This window comes from Microcella sp., assembly GCF_040286215.1.
In the GTDB taxonomy this organism is placed as follows: Bacteria; Actinomycetota; Actinomycetes; order Actinomycetales; family Microbacteriaceae; genus Microcella.
Window position 1 is genome coordinate 135697 of sequence record NZ_JAVKCK010000013.1, and the last position, 21210, is coordinate 156906.

Here is a 21210-nt window from a genome sequence, read left to right on the forward strand (position 1 = left end):
TGCGACCGTAGACTGAAGGGCTCATGACTGCGCCCGAGAGCGGCTCCACGCCGCGCATCCCGACCGTGCCGACCGGCACGATGCAGATCAGCTACCCTGCCGACCTGCCGGTGTCGCAGCGGCGCGACGACATCGCCGAGGCGATCCGCGAGAACCAGGTCGTCATCGTCGCGGGCGAGACCGGGTCGGGCAAGACCACTCAGCTGCCCAAGATCCTGCTCGAGATGGGCCGCGAGAAGATCGCCCACACCCAGCCGAGGCGCATCGCCGCCCGCACGGTCGCCGAGCGGATCGCCGAGGAGCTCGGCACCGAGCTCGGCGGCCTTGTCGGCTACAAGGTGCGCTTCACCGACCAGGTGGGCCGCGACACCCGCGTCACGCTCATGACCGACGGCATCCTCCTCGCGGCCCTCCGCGGCGACCGCGAGCTCACGAACTACGACGCGATCATCATCGACGAGGCGCACGAGCGCAGCCTCACGATCGACTTCCTGCTCGGCTACCTCAAGCAGCTCCTCCCCCGCCGCCCCGAGCTCAAGGTCATCATCACGAGCGCGACGATCGACCCCGAGAGCTTCGCCGCGCACTTCGCGGATGCGCAGGGCCAGCCCGCCCCGATCATCGAGGTGAGCGGCCGCACGTTCCCCGTCGAGATCCGGTACCGACCGTTGGTCCCCGACGGCGCGGACGTCGACAACCTCACCGACCCCGACGACGATGAGAGCGACGGCCCCAGCACTCCGGGTGAGGCGATCGACATGCTCGACGGTCTGATCGCCGCGGTTGACGAGCTCGGCCGCGAGGGCGACGGCGACGTGCTCTGCTTCTTCAGCGGCGAGAACGAGATCCGCGATGCGACGGATGCCCTGCGCGGGCACCTCGCGAGCGCCGGGCCGCGCGGCGCCGCCACCGAAGTGCTGCCGCTCTACGGCCGCCTGAGCGCGGCCGAGCAGCACCGGGTGTTCGAGCGGCCCGCGCCGGGCATCCGGCGCCGGATCATTCTGGCCACCAACGTCGCGGAGACGAGCCTCACCGTGCCGGGCATCCGCTACGTCGTCGACTCCGGCACGGCGCGCATCAGCCGGTACTCCGTGCGGTCCAAAGTGCAGCAGCTGCCCATCGAGCCGATCTCGCAGGCGAGCGCCAACCAGCGCTCTGGCCGCTCCGGGCGCACGAGCCCCGGCATCGCGATCCGGCTCTACTCCGAGGCAGACTACGAGCGGCGCCCCCAGTACACCGACCCCGAGATTCTGCGCACCAACCTCGCGGCCGTCATCCTGCAGATGATCTCCCTCGGCCTCGGCGACATCGCCTCCTTCCCCTTCCTGCAACCCCCAGACAAGCGCGGCATCAAGGACGGGCTCGACCTGCTGCTGGAACTGAACGCCATCACGACGCACGGCGACCAGCCGCGCGTCACGAAGGTGGGACGCCAGATCGCGCAGCTGCCGCTCGACCCGCGCTATGCGCGCATGGTCGTCGAGGCGCAGAGGCACGGGGTCGCGCGCGAGGTCATCGCGATCGTCGCGGGGCTGAGCATCCAGGACCCGCGAGAGCGGCCCGCCGAGAAGCGTGCCCAGGCCGACCAGCTGCACAGCCGGTTCCGCGACCCGACGAGCGACTTCCTCAGCCTGCTCAACCTGTGGAACCACCTCCAGAAGCGGCAACAGGAGCTCAGCGGCAACCAGTTCCGCAAGGAGGTGCGCAGCGAGTTCCTCAACTACCTGCGCATTCGCGAGTGGGCCGATGTCGAAAGGCAAGTCACCAGGCTCCTCCGCGACAATCGCGGTGGCCAGAAGCAGCATCGCCACGACGGTGACGGCGTTGATGCCGACGCCATCCACAAGGCCATCCTGAGCGGACTCCTCACCCACATCGGCCTGCGCGACGACCGCACCACCAAGTCGGGCACTGCCGCGCCAACGAAGGGCCAGCGCCCGAGCCGCGAGTACCTCGGCGCCCGCCAGCGCCGCTTCGTGCTCTTCCCCGGTTCCGGCCTCGCCAAGAAGCAGCCCGACGCCGTCATGGCCGCCGAACTCGTCGAGACGAGCCGCCTCTTCGCCCGCACGGTCGCCGCGATCGACCCGGCCTGGGCAGAGCCGATCGCGGGCGACCAGGTCAAGCGGCAGTACAGCGAGCCGCGATGGGAGAAGCGCCAGGGCGCCGCCGTCGTCGACGAGAAGGTCACGCTGTACGGCGTGCCGATCATTCCGCGCCGCCGTACGCAGCTCGCGCGCATTGACCCCGAGCAGGCTCGCGAGCTGTTCATCCGGCACGCGCTCGTCGAGGGCGACTGGGACGTGAGCGCGCACGACAAGCGCCTCACCGCCTTCCTGCGCACCAACGCCCAGGTGCGCCGCGAGCTGGAGAAGCTCGAGGAGCGCCAGCGCCGGCGCGACATTCTGCTCGACGACGAGAAGCTCGTCGACTTCTTCGAGGCGCGCATTCCGGCAGACGTCACCGACGTGCGCCGCTTCGAGCGGTGGTGGCGGGATGCCCGGCTCGAGCATCCCGACCTGCTCACGCTCAGCCGCGCCGACCTCGTCGAGGCGGAGGAGCCGCCCCCGGAGGCGGACGCCGACGCCTACCCGACCCGCCTCACGCTCGGCGACCAGACGTTGAACGTGGGCTACCGCTTCGAACCCGGCACCGCCGACGATGGCGTGACCGTCACCGTGCCGCTCGCGCTGCTGCCGCGGCTCGAGGAGGCCGGCTTCGACTGGCTCGTGCCGGGGCTGCGGCACGAGCTCGTCACCGCCCTGCTCAAGACTCTGCCGAAACCGATCCGCCGCAATGTCGTGCCCGCCGCCGACTGGGCGACGAAGCTCCTCGCCACCGTGCCGCCCGAGGCCGACCTGCGCGAGCTCTCGATCACCGAGTTCCTCGCCACCGAGATCCGACGCCAGACCTACACCCCGGTCGACCCCGCCGACTTCGACCTCGAGCGGCTGCCCACCCACCTGCGCATGGGGTACGCCGTCGTCGACGACCGCGGCAAGCGGCTCGCGCGCGGCACCGACCTGGGCGCCCTCCAGGCGAAGCTTCGTGAGCGCACGCGCACCTCCGTCGCGCGCGTCGCCACAGCGGCGGTGAAGAGCCCGATCGAACGCGGCGGGCTCACGTCGTGGACGATCGATGCCCTGCCGACCCACGTCGACGCCCGGCGCGGGGAGACGACCATTCGCGCCTACCCCGCCCTCGTCGACGAGGGCGCCTCCGTCGCAGTGCGGGTGCTCGCCACCCCTGAGGAGCAGGCTCGAGCGCACCGCGCCGGGGTGCGGCGCCTCGTGCAGCTCGGCGTGCCGTCCCCGCTGTCGTACATCCAGGAGCACCTCACGGCGCCCGAGAAGCTCAGCCTCGGTGCCTCGCCCTACCGCTCCACTGCGGCACTCATCGACGATGCGCTGCGCGCGGTCATCGACGCCGAGCTCGACGCCCTGGCCACGGTGCCGCGTGACCGGGCGGCCTTCGAGTCCCTGCGCGACCACGTCAACCAGGGCCTCCCCGACCGCCTCTTTGCGGTCGTCTCGACCGCAGCCGGCGTGCTCGCGTCCGCGCGCGACGCCGATGTGCTCATCTCGCGCAGCAGCTCCCTGCAGCTCATGGCGCCACTCGCCGACGCCCGATCGCAGCTCGACGCGCTCGTCGTCGACGGCTTCATCGGGCGCACCGGGCTCGAGCTCCTGCCTCGGCTGAGCGTGTACCTGCGGGGCATCGTGCACCGCGTCGAACGCCTCGCCGACAACCTCGGCCGGGACCGCGCGTGGATGCTCGAGCATCAGCAGGCAGTCGAGCTCTACACCGCCGCCGGAGGCACGTTGCCGCTCACCGCCGACGCAGAGCCGCGCATCCGAGACGCCCGCTGGATGCTCGAGGAGCTGCGCCTCTCCCTCTTCGCCCAACCCCTCGGCGCGCGCGGGCCCGTCTCGGTGCAGCGCATCCGGAAGGCGCTATCGGGACACTAGATGGGCGGCGCCTTGCGGTCATCGCAGGCCGCGCGCAACCTCAGCGGTGCTGATCGATCAGGATCGCGTTGCCGTCGGGATCGGTCAGCATGAGGCTTGCCGGCCCCTCGCCGCCCGGCTCGGGTTCGGCGTCGAGCTCAAGGCCCGCCTCCTTCAGGCCAGCCTGCAACACCCGCACGTCGGTGAAGGGGTCGGTGTTCTTGCCCGCCGCGTCCCAGCCGGGGTTGAACGTCAGCAGATTTCCCTCGAACATCCCCTGGAAGATGCCAAGTGTCGTCGTACCGTTGCGCAGGATGAGCCAACCCTGGTCTGCCTCACCACCGACCGCGGCGAAGCCGAGCTTCTCGTAGAACTCTCTCGAGGCGGTGAGGTCTTTCACCGCCAGGCTGACCGAAAACGCACCTAATTCCATCGCTCGCTCCTCGTTGCTCGTCATGATCGTTTCACAATGTCGACGGTACTCCCGCCGCACGCGGCAGGCCAGGGGTGAGCGACCCCGGTGATTCGCGGTGGAGCGCACGAGCACCGTTGTCACCGCCCCACCCTGAACCCGCATCCATCGTTGATTTTGGAGCCCCATGTCTAGCCTGAATGGCCAGCCCCTCACCCTCGAACACGGTCCGTACCGCGCCGAGCTCGTGACCGTTGGGGCCGCATTGCGCGCGCTCAGTCGAGACGGTGTCGAGCTCGTCGACTCTTTCGACCTTGACCAGTTGCGGCCGTTCTACCGAGGAGCGGTGATAGCCCCCTGGCCAAACAGGATTCTCGACGGCACCTATACCTTTCGCGGCGAGACCTACGAATTGCCCCTCACCGAACGGGCCCGTGGCCATGCATTGCACGGACTCGCCACCTGGCATGATTTCGCGATCGTCTCGGTGACGAGCGACCGGGCACTTCTCACGACCACCATCCCCGCGCAAGACGGTTACCCGTTCACGATCAACCTCAAGGTGAGCTTCGCGCTCAACGACGAGGGACTCACGACGACCGTCACGGCGACCAATGTCGGGGTGGGCATAGCGCCCTACGGTGTGGCCGCGCATCCGTACATCGTGTGCGGAACGCCGCGCATCGACCCGCTGACGCTCAGCATCCCCGCCGATGCGGTGCTCGAGGTGGATGCGGAGCGGCTCATGCCCCGCGAGCTCGTCGACGTCGGCGTGCACGACAGTGGAGCGCTGGACTTTCGACAGCCGCGCGTGGTCGGGCAACAGTTCATCGACCACGCCTACACGGCACTGCGCCTCGAAACGGACGGCTCCTGCGAAGTGTCCCTGACGAACACCGAGGGTGCGCAGACTTACGTGCGGTGGGATGGCGGAGTGCTGCGCTGGGTGCAGATCCACACAGCTGACCGGCCGGAGCCGCATCGCGACCGCCCGGCCTCGCCGTCGAGCCCATGACGTGCCCTCCCGACGCTTTCAACTCCGGCGTCGATCTCATCGAACTCGAGCCGGGCCAGAAGAACACCATGAGTTGGCTCATCGGCGCCCGCACCGTCTGACTAACGGCCCAGTCCTGCGTCGAGGATCTCCAGCGGGACAGGCGTGGGCTTGCGCCGCAACGCCACGAGATCGCGCGCGTGCTCATCCAGCCGTCGATCTTCATCGCTGACCAGAGACAGCGACAACACGGGCACGGCACGACCCCCTACCGAGCGGTCCACGAACACCGTCATGCACGTCGTGGCGAGCGCCAGGTCGTGCGGGTGACGCGGTGAGCCCGCACGCACGCGCACGGCGATGTGCATCGCGCGAGCTCCGGTGTGGATGAGCCGGGCATCCACCTCGACCAGATCACCAATCGCGATCGGCTGCGCGAACTGGATGCCGCCCGAATAGACGGCGACGGCGTTCTCGCTCGACCAGCCGGCCGCGCACGCGAAGGCGGCCTCGTCGACCCAGCGCATGACCGTGCCACCGTGGGCCTTGCCACCCCAGTTGGCAACCGACGGCGAGGCGAGAAAGCGGAACGTGGTGCGCGGCGCCGTGCCCGCCTCGGTGTAGGTCTGCGCGAGCATGGCCTCCCGAATCTCCCGGCGCACGAGAATGCGCTGCTCGGCACTCGCCTGCAGCACCCGGTCGTCGTCGGAGCCCGGCTGCCACGGTGCGACCGGTCGCGCAGCCCCGTCGGCGTCGACCGCCACAAAGACCAGAATGCAGTGGGTCGCGATCGAAAACTCGCGAGTTCGCGGGCTCGCCGACTCCATCACGACGAGCACCTGCATGCTCGTGCGCCCCGTGTACACGATGCGCGCGTGCGCCTGCACGAGGTCGCCCGGCGCGATCGGGCGCGTGAAGTGCACGTTGCCGACGTAGGCGGTCACGCAGTAGGAGGCGCTCCAGCCGACCGCGCACGCGTAGCCGGCCTTGTCGATCCACTCGAGCACGCTGCCCGCGGCCACGGTCGCGCCGCCGACGGCCGCATCTTTGGGTTCTGCGAAGAACTGCAACGTGATGCGATCAGCCATGGACTCCATCCCACGATTACACCACCCACCGAACCCGGCGCCCGAGCGGCAGGCGGCTAGGCTCCCCGTATGGGTGATCGTGACCGCACACTCACACAGCGGATCGAGACGCTATCGGCCGTGCTGATCGACGAGGTCAGTCGACGCCACGCCATAGAGGCTGTGCACTCGTCGGCGTGGCCGACCGTGGGCACGATCGCCGGTCACGTGGCCGCTGTCTACGGCTGGGTCACGACGATCGTGCGCACCGGCGCCCCGGCATCGCCCTCAGAGGTCGTGCTCGACGACGCCGACATGGTGACGGTGTTGGCGGATGCTCGCAGCACCCTGCTCGACGCGCTCCGCGGCGACGACCGCGAGTGTTGGATCCTCGGCGGCGGCACCGGCTCGACCGCGTTCTGGCGACGCCGCATGGTGCTGGAAACCCTCAAGCACGTGCTCGACGTGCGCACCGCGCCCGGTGAGCCCTTCGCGATCGCACCCGAACTCGACGCGGCCACAGCAGATGACGGCATCGACGAGTTCCTCGCCGTCTTCCTCGCGCGCAGCCGCCCCACCCTGGTGCCGCTCCCTGGCAGCGTGCGCCTCACGGCGACCGACCTCGAGCGCTCCTGGCTCCTCGGCACCGATTGGAGCGTCACAAGTGACGGCTCGGTGCAGTCCGACGGCGCCGATGCAGGCAGTGCCGATGCCGCCATCAAGGGTTCGGCCGCGGCGCTTCTGCTCCTGCTGTGGGAGCGCGCGAGCGCTCTCGACGAGCCCGATCGCTTCGCCGTCACAGGAGACCGTGAACTGGTGCGGGCCCTTCAGGATTCCCCCATCCATCCCTGACCACCGCACGCGCTGGCCCTCAGCCGTAGACGCGACGCCCGGCCACCCAGGTGCCAACGCAGCGCGTGGCGTGGATGCTCTCCGCGGGCCCCGCGAACGGGTCGCGGTCGGTCGCCGCGAACGACTCGGTGCGAATCTGTGCCTGCGGATACATCAACTGGCTGACGCGCGCCGTAGTCGGTTCCACCTCCACACCCACCATCTGCACGCCAGCGGGAGCGGTGCCGATGAAGTTGCCCGAGCCGCTTCCGGGCTCCAGCACTTCACCGGTGGTGAAGCCGCTCTCTGCGAGGGCTTCCCAGATGCCGTGGGCGAAGTCGCGGGAGGTGTAATGGGCGGTCAGCACGGTGCGGCGTGCTGCGGCCCACTCCACGTCGGTCCACAGTGCCTTCAACTGTGCGCGCTCGTCGGCGTAGCGGGCATCGTCCTCGTCGAACAATTCCGGGGTGGCACCCCACCCCGGCCAGCGGGCTAGAAGACGCCGCTCTTCTTCGGTCGGCGCTCGAGACTCAAGAACCAGCTGCTGGAGCACACGTCCTGCAGACACTCCCAACTGAACGCGCGCTCGTCCTCGCACAGTCGGAGCATCCGCCACAGCACGCGCAACTGCATCGGATTCATCGGCCACAGAAGCCCCTGCGCTGCCGCTACCGGCACCAACACCTTCGCCAGCGCCTGCTGAAGCTCCGGTGCTTTCCGCAACGAAGTCTCCTGCTCGGGCGACATCCAGAACAAGGCGAGCGTTCTGTACTCTCTCCAGTCGTTCAGCGCTTCCGTCTGCTCCGAGTCCTCCACGTACTCCAGAATCTCCAGAGCCAGCTGGCTCGACAGGATCGGCGCGTTCCTTGCGTGCCGGTACAGCAGCTGGAACGCCTCCAACGCGGTCGGCCTCGCGGTCAGAAAGTAGTTGCGCTCCGCTTTCGTGGTCCAGTACCCAAGTTCGGAGTATGCCTCCGTCTGCTCCGCGTACGCGATCTCGTTCGCCACCATCCGGTCGTTCGTGAACAACCCCATCCGCTTCAGATAAGGATCGTGGGCCGACACCGTTCGGCGGTTCAGGTCGATCTCCACCTGTCGCACCCGCTGTGGGTCCGGACTGAACTGATCGCTCATCGACATTCCTCTCCTCGTCGCCCGCGGACGCCAGCGTTACGTCGTCGGGTGTTGAGTCCTCGAGCCCCCACAGGTCGAAAGACAACTGCATGTCACCGACATTCGAAGCCCGCCTGCGAGCCATCAAAGCACTCCTCCACGTAGATGTGGAGGCTCGCCGCGTGCGAGCCTCCGTCTACACGGAGATGCAAGCCATGGCGCACACCGCGACATAGTCAACGCCCGGTGCGACAGCACGAACAATCGGCTGATCCGATCGAAGCGGCACCCATTGCACGCCCATGCACCGTGGCCGGGTCCGATACAGGGGTTGGTGACGCCCTGAACTGACCTGCCCCACGGATTAGATTCCAGGTCAACTTGTCACTAGTTCGTTTCTCACGCCCGGCTGTCCCGGCGAATTCACTAGTCGTGCGTTGATTTATTCGCCTCGCGATCCAGTTGGGCACCGTTTACCAGCCGATCTGAGTCTCACTTTGGCGGTAAGATAGTGAGGTTGAGTTTCATCCTCGACGTTGTTTCTAGCGTTGCACTGGATCAACGAGCGCATGGGCCCGGTCCACCTCGGCGCTTGTGGGCGCTCCTTCCCAGTCGCCCAGCGTTTCGCAAGTGAGAGATCCCGCCGTGGTCGCTACTCGTAGACGCCCTGAGAGATCCGTGCCGCGAAGTAGCTCGGCCAGGTACCCCGCCACGAACGAGTCACCGGCGCCAACCGAATCAACTACTCGCGCCGGTCGTGCAGGAGCATGTTCTTCATCGTCTCCGCTCTTTGCCCAGGCTCCGCGTTCTCCTCGCTTGACGACAGCTTCGGCCGCGCCGCAATCCATAAGCCGAGTAGCAAGCTCACCCGGTTCCATCACGTTCGGAAAAAGCAAACCTGCTTCGTCCTCGCCAGCAAAGACAACGTCGACGAGCGGGAGCATTGTGCGATAGAAATCAGCAGCCGCAAGCGGCCCCCACAGCCCGGCACGATAGTTCAAGTCGAAGGAAACGCGCACTCCGAGGCTCCGGGCCTCGCGAGCAGCAACGAGTACAGCGTTCCGGGGTTCGTTCCCGAGCGCCGCGGTGATTCCGGTCAAATGCAGCACTTCGAACTCCGAAAGCCGGTCCTGCGGAAGATCCGCCTCGGTGAGCGCGGATGCCGCGCTACCAGATCGGTAGTACATCACGCGCGTTCGTGAAGTGGATGTTCGCTCTTTCACCATGATTCCTGTCGGCCTGTTTGTGTCTGTAGTAATGAGGGTCTCGACTGCTTCGGCACGCAATTCCCGGCGGATTAGCTCACCGAAAGGGTCGTCTCCCAATCGGCTGGCCCAGGTAGCTGGTATCCCGAGTCGGCGCATGCCGATTGCAACATTGCTCTCTGCACCGCCGAAACCAATTCGAGCACGTGGAGCGTGCGCGAAGTGCCCGAAGCCCTCGCTGGAAACAAGCCCCATGGATTCGCCAAAGGTGAGCAGGCCGGCTGCCCCCTCGACCGACGCGGAGACGCTCATCGCGACGCTCGGGCGGTTGCGACGGCGATGAGCGTCTGTCGGGCGCGATCTCGTAGTTGTGACAGGTCACCCCCGTCGAGTGCGTCGCCCAGCAGGGGACCTCCGAGGCTCACCGCGATTGAACCTGACCTTACCCACTCGGCAACCGATTCGAGGGAAAGACCACCTGAGGGAACCAGTGGCAAGTCCGGGAAGGGCCCCCTTAGGTGCTCAAGGTAGGTGGCGCCCACGCTAGCGGCAGGGAACACCTTCACCGCCGAGGCACCCGATTGCCAGTTCGCAAACACTTCCGTCGGCGTCAGCGCTCCCGCAATTACTGGAAGATCCCTTGCCAACGCAGCCGCGATGACGTCAGGGGCAACAACGGGGGTTACGACGAACTTTGCTCCCGCGGAAGCCAAGTGGTCGAGGTCCCGCGCACTTGTGACCGTACCGACTCCGATTTGCGCGACGTTGCCAAACCGGCGGATAAATGCCCCGATCTCGTCAATGATTCCCGGAATGGTCATTGTCAGTTCAATGCAAACTATTCCCTGCTCGATGAGCGCTCCGACCGCAGCTTCGCAGCGTTGCAGACTGTCTGCTCGGAGTACGGCCACCACACCGGTGTCGTAGAGCGCGGCCGGAAGAAGCGCGCCACTCCGGCCGTCCACGGTGTCGGTCACAGAACGCCGAACTTTTTGTAAGCGTCAGTGGTGAGCATCCCGTCGGCGACGGATTCGAGGAACTGTCTCTCTGTGTTTCGTTTTTTGAGTGCCTCGCGGATGACATCGCGTGCCACCGCTTGAGGAACGATGACGACGCCGTCGCCATCGGCGAATACTAGGTCCCCCGGTTCGATAGGTATGCCGTCAATGACGACCGGCACTCCATGCTCGACGACTTCGTGCCGGCCCTTGCTATCAAGCGGAATCGTTCCCGCTGAGAAGACAGGGAAGCTGAGGGCACGGATCGCCGCCGTGTCGCGGATCAAGCCGTCGGTGAGGGCTCCTGCCGCCCCCCGCGCGATAGCAGCAGAGGTGAGCAATTCACCCCAAACCGCGATGTCGCGTGCACGGTGAGTTGGTGTGATGAAGACCTCGTCGAACCCAATGGCATCGAGGGCAGTCAGGAGCCCCCGGAACGGCTCGGTCGGGACCGCGTATACCCGTTCAATGCGCACAGGAAACGCCCACCCGGCCATTACGGTGCCCATGGTCAAAGCAGCCAGCCCCGTGTCCAGGCATTGCCGTGTGAAACCGAAGCCGTCAAGGGTGTCAGAAAGCAACGGAGAGGTGAGCTTCTCGCGCACTTCGCTCAGATCGATCATGGACCTGAGTGGGGTTGTGGCTGTCATATGGCGGCTCCAGAACGTCGACTGCAGATGGAATACGGGGCGGTCGCGAAGTCTCGTGACTTACTCCCGGCGCAGGCGCACTGCCTGCATGTGAGCAGTCCGACCTCAGCCACATGGGCTCGAGCTAGCCACTTCAGCCGCCGCTGTCGAAAGGCACTGCTTGGCAAAGAATGATCAAGCCTCACCGAAGACTCCCTCTTCATCGTTCTGCGATCTGCGCGCCTGGCCCAGGTCGACTTCGAAGCCAATATTGGAGCTCAACCAGTTCGGACACTGGAGGCTGCCCGTCGTGCGGAAATACGGAACATCTGTTGCCTTCGGAAAATATCGAGGCCAGCAGCAGCGACGAGAACCAGGCCGATGATGAAGTTCTGGAGGGTCGGATCGAACCGCAGGAGAACCAGACCGTTGGATAGCACACTCAGCAAGAGCGCTCCGAGCGCAGCTCCCACGACCGTTCCGATTGACCCTGAGATGCTGGTTCCACCAATAATCGCAGCCGCAATCACCTGCAACTCAAACCCCTGACCGAGCGTCGGTGAGCCCGAACCGAGTCTGGATGCGATAAGAGCCCCTGTGAACGCGGCGGAAGCCCCGCTCAAGACATATACAGAGACCGACAACTGCTTAACGGCAATCCCAGCGCTCCTGGCTGCCTCTCGGTTGCCTCCGATCGCTCGAACTGACCAGCCGTAGTTCGTTGAGTTAAGCAGAAAGTGGGCTATTCCAACCACCACGATCGCAACAATGATTGGCAGCGGTATTCCCATGAACGATGCTTGGCCGAGCACGTCGAATTCATCCGGTAGCGGGCCGATTGGGCTCGCGCCTGTGGAGGCCACGACAACTGCTCGAACCGCGAAGAGCGCCCCTAGAGTAACGATGATAGGAGGTATGAGGAATTGATTAATGAGCATGCCGTTGATAAAACCTACTGTGGCTCCAACGAGCGTGCCGGCCAGGAATGCCGTGAAGGGAGAAAATCCCGCGTCGGCGATTGCAGCCGCAGTCATCGCACCGGCAACTAGAACCGAACCCACTGACAAGTCGAGCCCACCGCTCACCAAGACAATCGTTGCGAAAGATGCTGCCATCGCAAGGAATGCGGCGTCTCGCAAGATGTTTATCCAGGTTTGTCCGTTAAGGAACATGGGTGTTTGCGTCGCGCCGAAGAGTACAAATACGACGATGACAACGCTGAGGGCAAGTGCTGGACTCAGCATCAGACGGCGGGCCCACGTTAGATCGACTTGCGCAAGCGCAACTCCGGTGGGAGCTGGTTTTTTCCTGGCGGCCGCGCTCTGATTGCTATTCACTTTTCTTTCCGCCCCATCTCTTCATCATCATCAATTGCGCCCGTGATCAAGGAAACAATTTCTTCCCTATTGGTTTCGTGTGTTGCGCGAACGCCCTGTGTTCGGCCCAACCGAAGCACGTGGATCGAGTCAGCGAAGTTAAAGACGAATTCAAGATCGTGGCACACTAGAATTACACAATTGCCCTGCATTCGAAGAGAATTGATGATTTCTCCGATCTGCGCTGTTTCGCGGACCCCAAGTGCGGCGGTGGGCTCGTCCATCAGGATGATGGGATTCTTCTCTCGCACCGCCCGCGCGATTGCCACTCCCTGTCGCTGGCCTCCTGATAGCTCCCCGACAGCAACGTGAACGCTCGGTACGCGAACGTTCAGGTTTCGAAGGCTTTCGGCGGCCTCCCGGATCATCTGGCGCCGGTTGGCCAAGACGCCCCATTTACGAATCGGTCTCCCGAGGAACATATTCGCCGCGATGTCCAACGTCTCGACCAACGCAAGGTCCTGGTAGACGGTTGAGATGCCCAAGGAGCGAGCAGCTCGAGGGTCGGCGTGATCAACGGGCTGACCGCTGACGAGGATCTCACCGGAGTCCAGGGTGTGAACGCCGGCCAACGATTTCACGAGCGTTGACTTACCGGCGCCATTGTCGCCGACCACGGCGACGACCTCCCCCTGGCGAGCACGAAGACTTACGCCCCGGAGAGCCGCGACATGTCCGAAGCTCTTGCGCCCGTCGCGGATCTCGAGCAGAGGTGGCTTCGGCATTATTTGATCATTGGTCACGTTGTTCATCTCATGGGGTTTCATGTTCAGTGTGCTCGCCAGGGTTCGGTCGGTGCAGCCTTAGTTAGTTCAACGTCGGGACGAGGTCTGCGGCGCACCCGCCGTACGGCAGGTCGCTCTTGGTGACCGCGTCGACTCCGACACCCCAGGACTGCTGAGGGTTCGGATCTCCCTCAACAACCGACCTGATGAGTTCCACCGCGAGCGGCGTCGCGTCGAACCAGCACTGGTTGAGGGTCGCGTTGATCCAGCCGTCTTCAAGCGCGGCAATCGTCGTTTCAACGGTGTCAATGCCAAGCACGTAGATGTCGCCAGGCTCTTTCCCCGCTTCTCGGAGACCGCTCTCGACGCCACCGGGGCACTGCCCTTCCACGCACCAGATGGCCGTGATGTCGGGGTTGGCAGACAACAACGCGGTGATCTTCTGCGCAGCGACAGAAGAGTCAGAATTGGAAGACTCCCATGCCGCTACGCGCACCCCGGGGAAGTTGCTCTCGATCTCGGCGTTGAAGGATTCGACCTGCTCCACCTGGTTGGGCGTGGTCTGGTCAGTGCTAATGATGGCGACAACGGCATTCTCGCCTGCCCCGTCGGCAATTGTCTGAGCTGCTGTCGCCCCGAAAGCCGAATTGTCCGTACCGATCGAATAGTCAGTCTCGTCTGACACGCAGCCGATGGTAACCATCACGATACCGGCATCTTGCGCCTTTTCGATGGTGCCCTGGTAGGCGGTGGGGTCGATGTTGCAGAAGATGATGCCGTCGGCGTCGTCGGTGATTGCCTGTTCGATGAGCGAAACCGCTCCGGGCGTGTCAATCGTCGTCGTACCAACCCCGGTCGCCTCATAACCACCGTCGGTCGCTGCTGCTTCGAATTTTGCCATGGAATCAGCCCATGCCGGGTAGGTCGTCAGTGGGTTGACATACCAAATGTTCAACTCATCAGTAGCGTCAACACTATCCGTAGCGTCGACGTTCTCCGACGACGAGCATCCGCTCACTACGCCGAGTAGTAAACTAGTCGCGACGATCATCATCATCTTCGGCTTTTTCATGGTGGCCTCCTTGCCAGTTATGGTGTGTGTTTCTTCGTGCGCAGGCGGCGATTCGCGCCCACATCCTTTTTGCGGGCCGCGCTCTATTCCAGGGCACGACCTTCGTCGGAATCTATGCGCTCCCAGACTTCGGCGGTGTGTCGCTCAAACAACTCAGCCGCCTCTGCGGCGTCGCGCTCCACGAGGGCCCTATAGAGCGGCTCGTGTGTGGCGGCGATTTCCTGCAACGAGCCGAAGAACAGTCGGTTAGAGATCAGAGTTAGACCCCTCATGCTGACCTCGACGAGTGGCCACATTCTGCCAAGCAGATCGTTCTTGGAGGCCACCCAGACGGCCCGATGAAACTCAATGTCTCGTTCAATAAACCGGCTCAGATCATCGACGTTCGCTGCGTCGACCATGTCATCAAGAATTTGGCGCAGAGTGCGGACGTCATGCTCGTCTGCATGGGAGCAGAACTCTTGCGCGGCGACCCGTTCTAGAGCCGCGCGCACCAGGTACGCCCGCCGAGCGCCCGCTTCATCGATCGTCGCAACGAAAGTCCCGCGCCGCGGCATCTTAAGTACCATGCCCGCGTGGCCGAGCTGACGAAATGCTTCCCTCACGGGCGCCAGGCTTACCCCGAACTGCGCGGCCACGTCGGGCTCAATGATCCGCTGACCTGGCGCGAGCTCACCGGAGGCTATCTGCGCGGCGATCTTCTCATAGATCACGTCCGACAAGCGTGGGTGTATTTGTTGGCCGCTTCCTGCGTCTCTTACTCTCACGAGATCCTCACCTCAATGCGCTCACTCTCACCCGACGTTCGGTACGCTAGCATGTAGATTGCGAAAATCGAAATTCGTTATCTCTAGCTATTTCGGATCGGAGTAGGAAGTGGCGCGTTCACTGACCGACAGGCAGGCAAACGAGGGCGCCCCGCTCGAGGGCTTAGTTGCGATCGTGACGGGCGGTGATGGGGGTATCGGCTCAGCCATAACCACCGCACTCCGCCTTGCAGGGGCGACGGTTCACGTGCACGGTGTCAACCCAGCCATGTTGGGACTAGTCACCGAAAGCTCGGCATGGATCGCGGATCTGAGCGATTCCACTGAGCTCGAAGCCTTTGGTGCGCAGGTCGCGGCCGAGGTCGAGCGAGTCGACATAGTAGTCAATTGCGCGGGGCTTCACCTTGGGGTTGGCATCGAAAGCGTGGAAGCGGATCTTTTCGCTCGAATGCTGTCGGTCAATCTTGTCGCGCCAGCAGTGCTTACCCGCCATCTCCTCCCGCAGCTTCGTGCTTCGTCGCGCGCTTCTGTGCTGAATATCACGTCGATTCACGACTCTGTTCCCTACGCAGAGAACAGCGCCTACGCCGCAACCAAAGCTGGACTCCGTTCGCTCACAGAAAGCCTGTCTGTCGACTTGGCTCCGGATGGGATCCGAGTCAATGCGATTGCCCCCGGCGTCATTGAGACGCCCATGAATAGGGCCGTATTGGAAGGCGTCGGTCGGCAGTACTTTGATCAGGCGATACCGCTTGGGCGAATCGGGACCCCGCTTGACGTGGGTGGGGCGGCGGTATTTCTGTCTTCGCAGGCCGCGAGCTACATCAGCGGATCCACCTTGGTCATTGACGGTGCATATTCGCGAAACCTAGTCAGGTATCGGATGCGGGATCTTGACGGACAAACTAAGGGAGATGGCAAATGACCACCGAAAGAGGACGAGCAATCGTCACGGGCGCAGCTGGCGCAATTGGCCTAGCCACGAGTCGCTTCTTGGCGGCGCAGGGTTGGCGCACAACCTTGATCGATGTCGCGTGGCCGGCACCTATTGAAGCCGCCGCCGCCGAATTGCCCGGAGCGACGATAGTCTCGGGGGACATAACGCACCAGCAAACGGTGGACGATCTGATTCAAGGCGTGCCCGACTGCACTGCCTTCGTCGGCGTGGCGGGTATCGGCCCAACCGCTTTCTTTGTGGAGCAGACCGCCGAGAGCTTCGAAGAAATCCTGCGCGTCAATTTGCTTGCCAACTTTCGTTTGTCAACGGCGTTGTCAACTTCACTCATCAGGCGAGACGTGTCCGGTTCGATAGTCTTTGTGTCGTCGTGGGTTGGTGGGCGGCCTTGGCCGAAAACCGCTGCGTACTCTGCATCCAAGGCTGCACTGGATCAACTCGCGCGTTCAGCTGCTTTGGAGTTGGCGGCCTACGGAATTCGGGTCAATACAGTATCCCCCGGTATCTTGGGTGAGGGTATGGCGGGCGACGAGGCTCTGGCCGATCCCGAATACGCCGCCCGAGCGGCGTCGGCCGTTCCTCTAGGCCGGCTACAGAGATCAGACGAGGTTGCCTCCGCAATCGGGTTTCTTCTGTCGGACGCAGCCTCATACATAACCGGCGCCACGTTGGTTGCTGATGGAGGCGCATCACTCGTATCGGGTGCTGGCGTCATGAGGAGGACGTCGTGATTGTCGTAGCAGTCGAAACACTTCGGGACCCGGTTCATAGAGAGTTCCTCTGGGTGAGGGTCGAAACCGACACGGGTGTCCAGGGCCTCGGCGAAACGATGCCAAAACCTCTGGCCGTCGAGCAGGCCGTGCATGAACGATTCGCCTCTCTCCTGCTTGGACGCGAACTCTCGCCTGAATTGTTCTGGAGCGAAGCATTTTCCTCCATCGGGTACACCGGGTACGCCGGCGCCGAGACGCGAGCGCTTTCTGCTATCGATATCGCCCTCTGGGACGCTTTGGCAAGATCCGTAGACTTACCTATTGCTACCCTTCTCGGCGGCAAGGTCCGGGATCGAGTCCGGGTCTATAACACTTGCGTGGGTTTCGGGTCCTGGCCCGATCGAGAGGGATTCCTAGAGCGACCCGCTGACCTTGCCCGGGAGTTGTCGGATGAGGGCTACAGCGCCATGAAGGTTTGGCCTTTCGATGCATATTCTGTAGGGTCTGGGGGCCATTGGATTGCCCCGCAGGATCTCGCGACGGGTGTGTCCACAGTTTCCGATATCAAGAACGTCCTAGGTGACGGAATGGACGTCGCAGTAGAAGGACACTCCGGTTGGGACCTCCCGACGTCGATAAAACTCGCCCACGCACTAGAACCGTTCAGCCCAATGTGGGTAGAAGACCTGATGCAGGCTCGCTCGCCAAACGCATGGCGCCAGCTTCGCGAAGCGACAAGTGTTCCAGTCACGGGAAGCGAGCGAGTGTTCACGCGGTTCGGTATCCACCCGTTCCTCGAAGCGGGCGCGCTTGACATTGTCAATCAGGACGTCGCCTGGACGGGAGGAATCTCCGAGATGCGGAAAGTTGCGGCTATGGCCGAGGTATTCGAGCTGCCAGTGACTCCACACAACTGCCACGGGCCGGTCGCCGCCGCCGCGTCTGTCGCGATCGGGCTTTCCGTTCCGAATGTGTCGCTTGTCGAGACTGTTCGCTCATTCGAACGGGGTATCCATCCGGATATTGCCGTTGGGGGTCATACGGTCGAGGGCGGTTTCGCAACGATGAGCGACGCCCCCGGATTGGGCGTGGAGTTGCTGCCAGGGTTCCTCGAGCGATGTATACGGCGGCGCACCGAGCTCTCACCGAGTACTACGGTTGCCGCAGGTTGGACCACCGGTGACCCGTGGGCCGGCGGAGTCGACGAAGGGATGTAAAGATGATCGAGCCGACCAAGACAGGATCGTCCCTGGTGAGCGCAATCCTCAGGTCAGTCCCGGAGGGAACAGCCGGCATATGGCCTCTCGGGCAGTCCGGCATGGTCATCCGATTCGCGAGAGCGGTTGTCGCAGTTGACCTCTACCTGTCAAACCATTGCGAGGCTATTGTTCCGAGACCTTTCGATCATCGTCGGATGACAAGGGCTCCTCTTGATCCCGCGGAGCTTGAAGCGATTGACATAGTGATTTCAACCCACGAACATCCCGACCACTTCGACGTACCGACTCTTCGGACCCTCCAGTCCGCTTCTCCACGCTCCATTCTTGTCACGCCAGCCAGCGTCACACCCCTGGCTGCTCAACTTGATTGGCCTGAGAGCCGCGTCGTTGGAACAAACGGGGACGAACGCTTCGAAATCGGAGGAGTAGAGATCGAGGCGTTCGGAGTTCCGCACGAAGAATACGAGGTCGATCCGAAACTCGGACACCGATACCAGGGGTACGCGATACGTCAAGGCGGCATCTCGGTCGCACACGTGGGTGACGCCCGCGCTGACCATGAGCTTGGAGAGCGGTTGCGACAGATTCAACCGACTGTAGTGTGCCTTCCGATAAACGGTCGCGATGCAGACCGGGCAGAGATGGGTTTTGCGGGGAACATGAATGCGGAAGAGGCAGCTGAATTGGCCCGGGACTCGGGCGCGCATCTGGTCTTCCCTATGCACGATGACATGTTTGAGCAGAACATCGATCGGGAAGCTCGTGATCGGTTCACTCGAGCCATGCAGTCCGCGACTCCCCACATCATCCGGCCACGAGTTGGTGACGGGGCCCTCGTGTCTGCGGAAGGCGAGCTTCTGTCGGACCCCAACTATCTCTATCGCAACGCGCTCTAGAGTTCCACGGCGCTTCTTCTCGGGAAGGAACGATCAGCGTCAGCAACACCTCAAGAGCGCCGAGTAGGCGCCTTGAGGTTGACATCGACCGCACGGGGACAGCGGCTCCGAACAGACGAGAAACCGCTCGAGCCTGGCATCGTTCGACGTAGCCAGAGCCGGCTTGCCAGTGGGACTCCACGAGATCGGGATTCGCAATGTCAGACGCGGTGAAGAGGAGAGTGTAGACCCCACCCCCTCCGGATATGAGCCCAACTTGGGCGGCCCTCGCCCCGCCCGTCGGCGTTCGACGCGAACCCGTCCTCGGATTCGGAATAGGAAAAGACGTTCGCGTTCCCTCAAGCGAACACCGGAAAGAAGCCGTTCTCCTCCACCGGGGTGACGACTGACCTGTCCCGGGTTCCGTGGAGTCCCAACGTCGGGCTGAGGCCCGTGGATTGGAGTCCTGATTGCGAAGAACAACGCATATCCCCGCGAGTTCAGAGAGCGCGATTTCGCGCTGTATCGCTCCGGCGGGGTGTCGATGGAGGTGCTCGCGAAGCAACTTGGTGTGTCGTCTACCGCGATCGCGAACTGGGTGCGGCAGGCCAGTGTCGACGATACAGAGCGGCCAGAGGAATCGACTGCCGATCGGAATGAGCTGACGCAGCTGCGGCGCGAGATCCGACGGCTGGAGATGGAAAACGAGATCCTAAAGCGTGCGGCATCGTATTTCGCGAAGGAGAACGTGCTCCCGGTCGTGGAACAGGAGGTGGTCGCCGAAACCGTCACCGCGCCCAGCGCCTAAAGCGACGGATCAGCCGTTACACCACTTCCGGGGACTTGACCGTGTTCTCTCCCGGCAGGTGCCGGCGGAACATCACCAGATCGGTGACCGCATCGGTGCCGGCGACGTCATCATGAGCGCCGGCAGGCAGACGCACAGCGCCGAGGAACTCACCGAGCTCCGCCATCCGCAGCCGCGCCGTGTCGTCTTTCGAGTCCAACGTGAAGCGGCTAGAGAGCACCGCGACGATGCCGCCAGGCTTGGTCATGGCCAACGACTTCACGGTGAAGTGGTTGTGCATCGACAGCTTCTCGGCGTTGTACGCCGGGTCGTAAAGGGTCGCGTTGGAGAACGGCACGTTGCCGACCACCGCGTCGAACCCGTCGCCAGTCAGTTGCGTGTCGGCGAAGGACTCGATGCGGATCTGCGCTTGCGGATACACCAGCTGGCTGATGCGGGCCGTCGTCGGGTCCACCTCCACACCCACCATCTGCACGCCAGAAGGTGCCGTACCGATGAAGTTGCCCGAGCCGCTTCCGGGCTCCAGCACCTCACCGGTGGTGAAGCCGCTCTCAGCGAGCGCTTCCCAGATGCCGTGGGCGAAGTCGCGGGAGGTGTAGTGGGAGTTCAACACCGTGCGGCGTGCTGCCGCCCACTCCCCTTCAGTCCACAGCGCCTTCAGCTGCGCGCGCTCGTCGGCGTAGCGGGCATCGTCCTCGTCGAACAGTTCCGGGGTGGCGCCCCACCCCGGCCAACGGGCTAGAAGACGCCGCTCTTCTTCGGTCGGCGCTCGAGACTCAAGAACCAGCTGCTGGAGCACACGTCCTGCAGATACTCCCAACTGAACGCGCGCTCGTCCTCGCACAGTCGGAGCATCCGCCACAACACGCGCAACTGCATCGAATTCATCGGCCAGCGAAGCCCCTGCGCTTTCGCCACCGGCACCAGTACCTTCGCCAGCGCCAGCTCCACCTCCGGCGCCTTCCGAAGCGACTGCTCCTGCTCCTTCGACATCCAGAACACGGTCAGCGACCGGTACTCGCTGGAGAATGCCAGCTCGTCCATCTGCTCCGAATCCTCCACGTACTCCAACAGCTCCAGCGCTATCGGGCTCGACAGGATCGGCGCGTTCCTTGCGTGCCGGTACAGCAGCTGGAACGCCTCCACCGCGGTTGGCCTCGCGGTCAGAAAGTAATTGCGCTCCGCTCTCGTGGTCCAATACCCAAGTTCGGAGTACTCCGCTGTCTGCTCCGCGTACGCGATCTCGTTCGCCACCATCCGGTCGTTCGTGAATAGCCCCATCCGCTTCAGATACGGGTCGTCGGCCGAGGCCGTTCGACGGTTCAGGTCGATCTCTACCTGCCGCACCCGCTGCGGGTCCGGGCTGAACTGATCGCTCATTGAGATTCCTCTCCTCATCTTCAGCAAGTGCCGGCGTTACGTCGTCGGGGACTGAGTCCTCGAGCCCCCACAGGTCGAAAGACAACTGCATGTCACCGACAATCGAACCCCGCCTGCGAGCCATCG

21 protein-coding genes are annotated in these 21210 nt (G+C 63.8%); 8 read left to right on the plus strand and 13 right to left on the minus strand.

Translation table 11 applies throughout. From position 1 onward, the window contains the following. The first annotated feature begins 23 nt into the window (after positions 1–23). Complete coding sequence (gene hrpA, locus RJQ01_RS06885; RefSeq protein ID WP_502885240.1) at positions 24–3965, plus strand: ATP-dependent RNA helicase HrpA; 3942 nt, start codon at positions 24–26, stop codon at positions 3963–3965. 40 nt (positions 3966–4005) lie between these two features. On the opposite strand, the gene RJQ01_RS06890 is transcribed toward hrpA, so the two are convergent. Further along, a complete protein-coding gene (locus RJQ01_RS06890) occupies positions 4006–4401 on the minus strand; it encodes a VOC family protein (protein WP_350475992.1) in 396 nt (131 codons plus the stop codon). A gap of 142 nt (positions 4402–4543) precedes the next feature. Here RJQ01_RS06890 and RJQ01_RS06895 point away from each other — a divergent pair, with 142 nt between their 5' ends. Further along, a complete protein-coding gene (locus RJQ01_RS06895; RefSeq protein ID WP_350475993.1) occupies positions 4544–5371 on the plus strand; it encodes an aldose epimerase family protein in 828 nt (275 codons plus the stop codon). A 101-nt stretch (positions 5372–5472) separates the two neighbouring features. Here RJQ01_RS06895 and RJQ01_RS06900 read toward each other — a convergent pair whose 3' ends face one another. Continuing rightward, a complete protein-coding gene (locus RJQ01_RS06900) occupies positions 5473–6438 on the minus strand; it encodes an acyl-CoA thioesterase (RefSeq protein ID WP_350475994.1) in 966 nt (321 codons plus the stop codon). A gap of 69 nt (positions 6439–6507) precedes the next feature. On the opposite strand from RJQ01_RS06900, the gene RJQ01_RS06905 reads away from it, so the two are divergent. Beyond that, positions 6508–7269 carry a maleylpyruvate isomerase N-terminal domain-containing protein gene (locus tag RJQ01_RS06905; protein ID WP_350475995.1) on the plus strand — a complete coding sequence of 254 codons (762 nt, stop codon included), beginning with the start codon at positions 6508–6510 and terminating at the stop codon, positions 7267–7269. Between the two features lie 19 nt (positions 7270–7288). Here the strand turns inward: RJQ01_RS06905 and RJQ01_RS06910 are convergent, their stop codons facing one another. The 9 genes from RJQ01_RS06910 to RJQ01_RS06950 all read right to left on the minus strand — a co-directional run bounded on the left by RJQ01_RS06910 (position 7289) and on the right by RJQ01_RS06950 (position 15079). Next, complete coding sequence (locus RJQ01_RS06910; RefSeq protein WP_350475996.1) at positions 7289–7708, minus strand: hypothetical protein; 420 nt, start codon at positions 7706–7708, stop codon at positions 7289–7291. A gap of 32 nt (positions 7709–7740) precedes the next feature. Beyond that, on the minus strand, positions 7741–8382 hold the full coding sequence (locus RJQ01_RS06915; protein WP_350475997.1) for a hypothetical protein: 642 nt from the start codon (positions 8380–8382) through the stop codon (positions 7741–7743). A gap of 521 nt (positions 8383–8903) precedes the next feature. Further along, the gene (locus tag RJQ01_RS06920; protein ID WP_350475998.1) at positions 8904–9878 is read right to left on the minus strand and encodes a sugar kinase; all 975 of its coding nucleotides are present in this window, start codon (positions 9876–9878) and stop codon (positions 8904–8906) included. Then, on the minus strand, positions 9875–10543 hold the full coding sequence (locus tag RJQ01_RS06925; protein WP_350475999.1) for a bifunctional 4-hydroxy-2-oxoglutarate aldolase/2-dehydro-3-deoxy-phosphogluconate aldolase: 669 nt from the start codon (positions 10541–10543) through the stop codon (positions 9875–9877). Before RJQ01_RS06925 ends, RJQ01_RS06920 begins: the two co-directional genes overlap by 4 nt. Continuing rightward, positions 10540–11187 (minus strand): RraA family protein, encoded by a 648-nt coding sequence (locus RJQ01_RS06930; RefSeq protein WP_350476000.1) that lies wholly within the window; start codon positions 11185–11187, stop codon positions 10540–10542. The genes RJQ01_RS06925 and RJQ01_RS06930 overlap by 4 nt, the downstream gene beginning before the upstream one ends. Positions 11188–11471: 284 nt before the next feature. After that, positions 11472–12530 carry an ABC transporter permease gene (locus tag RJQ01_RS06935; RefSeq protein WP_350476001.1) on the minus strand — a complete coding sequence of 353 codons (1059 nt, stop codon included), beginning with the start codon at positions 12528–12530 and terminating at the stop codon, positions 11472–11474. Next, positions 12527–13336 carry an ATP-binding cassette domain-containing protein gene (locus RJQ01_RS06940; RefSeq protein ID WP_350476002.1) on the minus strand — a complete coding sequence of 270 codons (810 nt, stop codon included), beginning with the start codon at positions 13334–13336 and terminating at the stop codon, positions 12527–12529. Before RJQ01_RS06940 ends, RJQ01_RS06935 begins: the two co-directional genes overlap by 4 nt. A gap of 40 nt (positions 13337–13376) precedes the next feature. After that, positions 13377–14366, minus strand: a complete 990-nt coding sequence (locus RJQ01_RS06945) for a sugar ABC transporter substrate-binding protein (protein ID WP_350476003.1) — start codon at positions 14364–14366, stop codon at positions 13377–13379. A gap of 83 nt (positions 14367–14449) precedes the next feature. Next, a complete protein-coding gene (locus RJQ01_RS06950; protein ID WP_350476004.1) occupies positions 14450–15079 on the minus strand; it encodes a GntR family transcriptional regulator in 630 nt (209 codons plus the stop codon). 163 nt (positions 15080–15242) lie between these two features. Between RJQ01_RS06950 and RJQ01_RS06955 the strand changes: the two genes are divergently transcribed. The 5 genes from RJQ01_RS06955 to RJQ01_RS06975 all read left to right on the plus strand — a co-directional run bounded on the left by RJQ01_RS06955 (position 15243) and on the right by RJQ01_RS06975 (position 19704). Next, the gene (locus tag RJQ01_RS06955) at positions 15243–16058 is read left to right on the plus strand and encodes an SDR family NAD(P)-dependent oxidoreductase (protein ID WP_350476005.1); all 816 of its coding nucleotides are present in this window, start codon (positions 15243–15245) and stop codon (positions 16056–16058) included. After that, the gene (locus tag RJQ01_RS06960) at positions 16055–16819 is read left to right on the plus strand and encodes an SDR family NAD(P)-dependent oxidoreductase (RefSeq protein WP_350476006.1); all 765 of its coding nucleotides are present in this window, start codon (positions 16055–16057) and stop codon (positions 16817–16819) included. Before RJQ01_RS06955 ends, RJQ01_RS06960 begins: the two co-directional genes overlap by 4 nt. Next, entirely contained in the window at positions 16816–18018 is a 1203-nt protein-coding gene (locus tag RJQ01_RS06965; protein ID WP_350476007.1) for a mandelate racemase/muconate lactonizing enzyme family protein, read from the plus strand. The genes RJQ01_RS06960 and RJQ01_RS06965 overlap by 4 nt, the downstream gene beginning before the upstream one ends. A 2-nt stretch (positions 18019–18020) precedes the next feature. Further along, positions 18021–18917: an MBL fold metallo-hydrolase gene (locus RJQ01_RS06970; RefSeq protein WP_350476008.1), complete on the plus strand. Its 897-nt coding sequence runs from the start codon at positions 18021–18023 to the stop codon at positions 18915–18917. Positions 18918–19365: 448 nt separating this feature from the next. Beyond that, on the plus strand, positions 19366–19704 hold the full coding sequence (locus tag RJQ01_RS06975; protein WP_350476075.1) for a transposase: 339 nt from the start codon (positions 19366–19368) through the stop codon (positions 19702–19704). Between the two features lie 16 nt (positions 19705–19720). Here RJQ01_RS06975 and RJQ01_RS06980 read toward each other — a convergent pair whose 3' ends face one another. Next, positions 19721–20503 carry a class I SAM-dependent methyltransferase gene (locus RJQ01_RS06980; RefSeq protein WP_350476009.1) on the minus strand — a complete coding sequence of 261 codons (783 nt, stop codon included), beginning with the start codon at positions 20501–20503 and terminating at the stop codon, positions 19721–19723. Beyond that, positions 20443–21084 (minus strand): hypothetical protein, encoded by a 642-nt coding sequence (locus RJQ01_RS06985; protein ID WP_350476010.1) that lies wholly within the window; start codon positions 21082–21084, stop codon positions 20443–20445. The genes RJQ01_RS06980 and RJQ01_RS06985 overlap by 61 nt, the downstream gene beginning before the upstream one ends. Positions 21085–21210 lie beyond the last annotated feature (126 nt).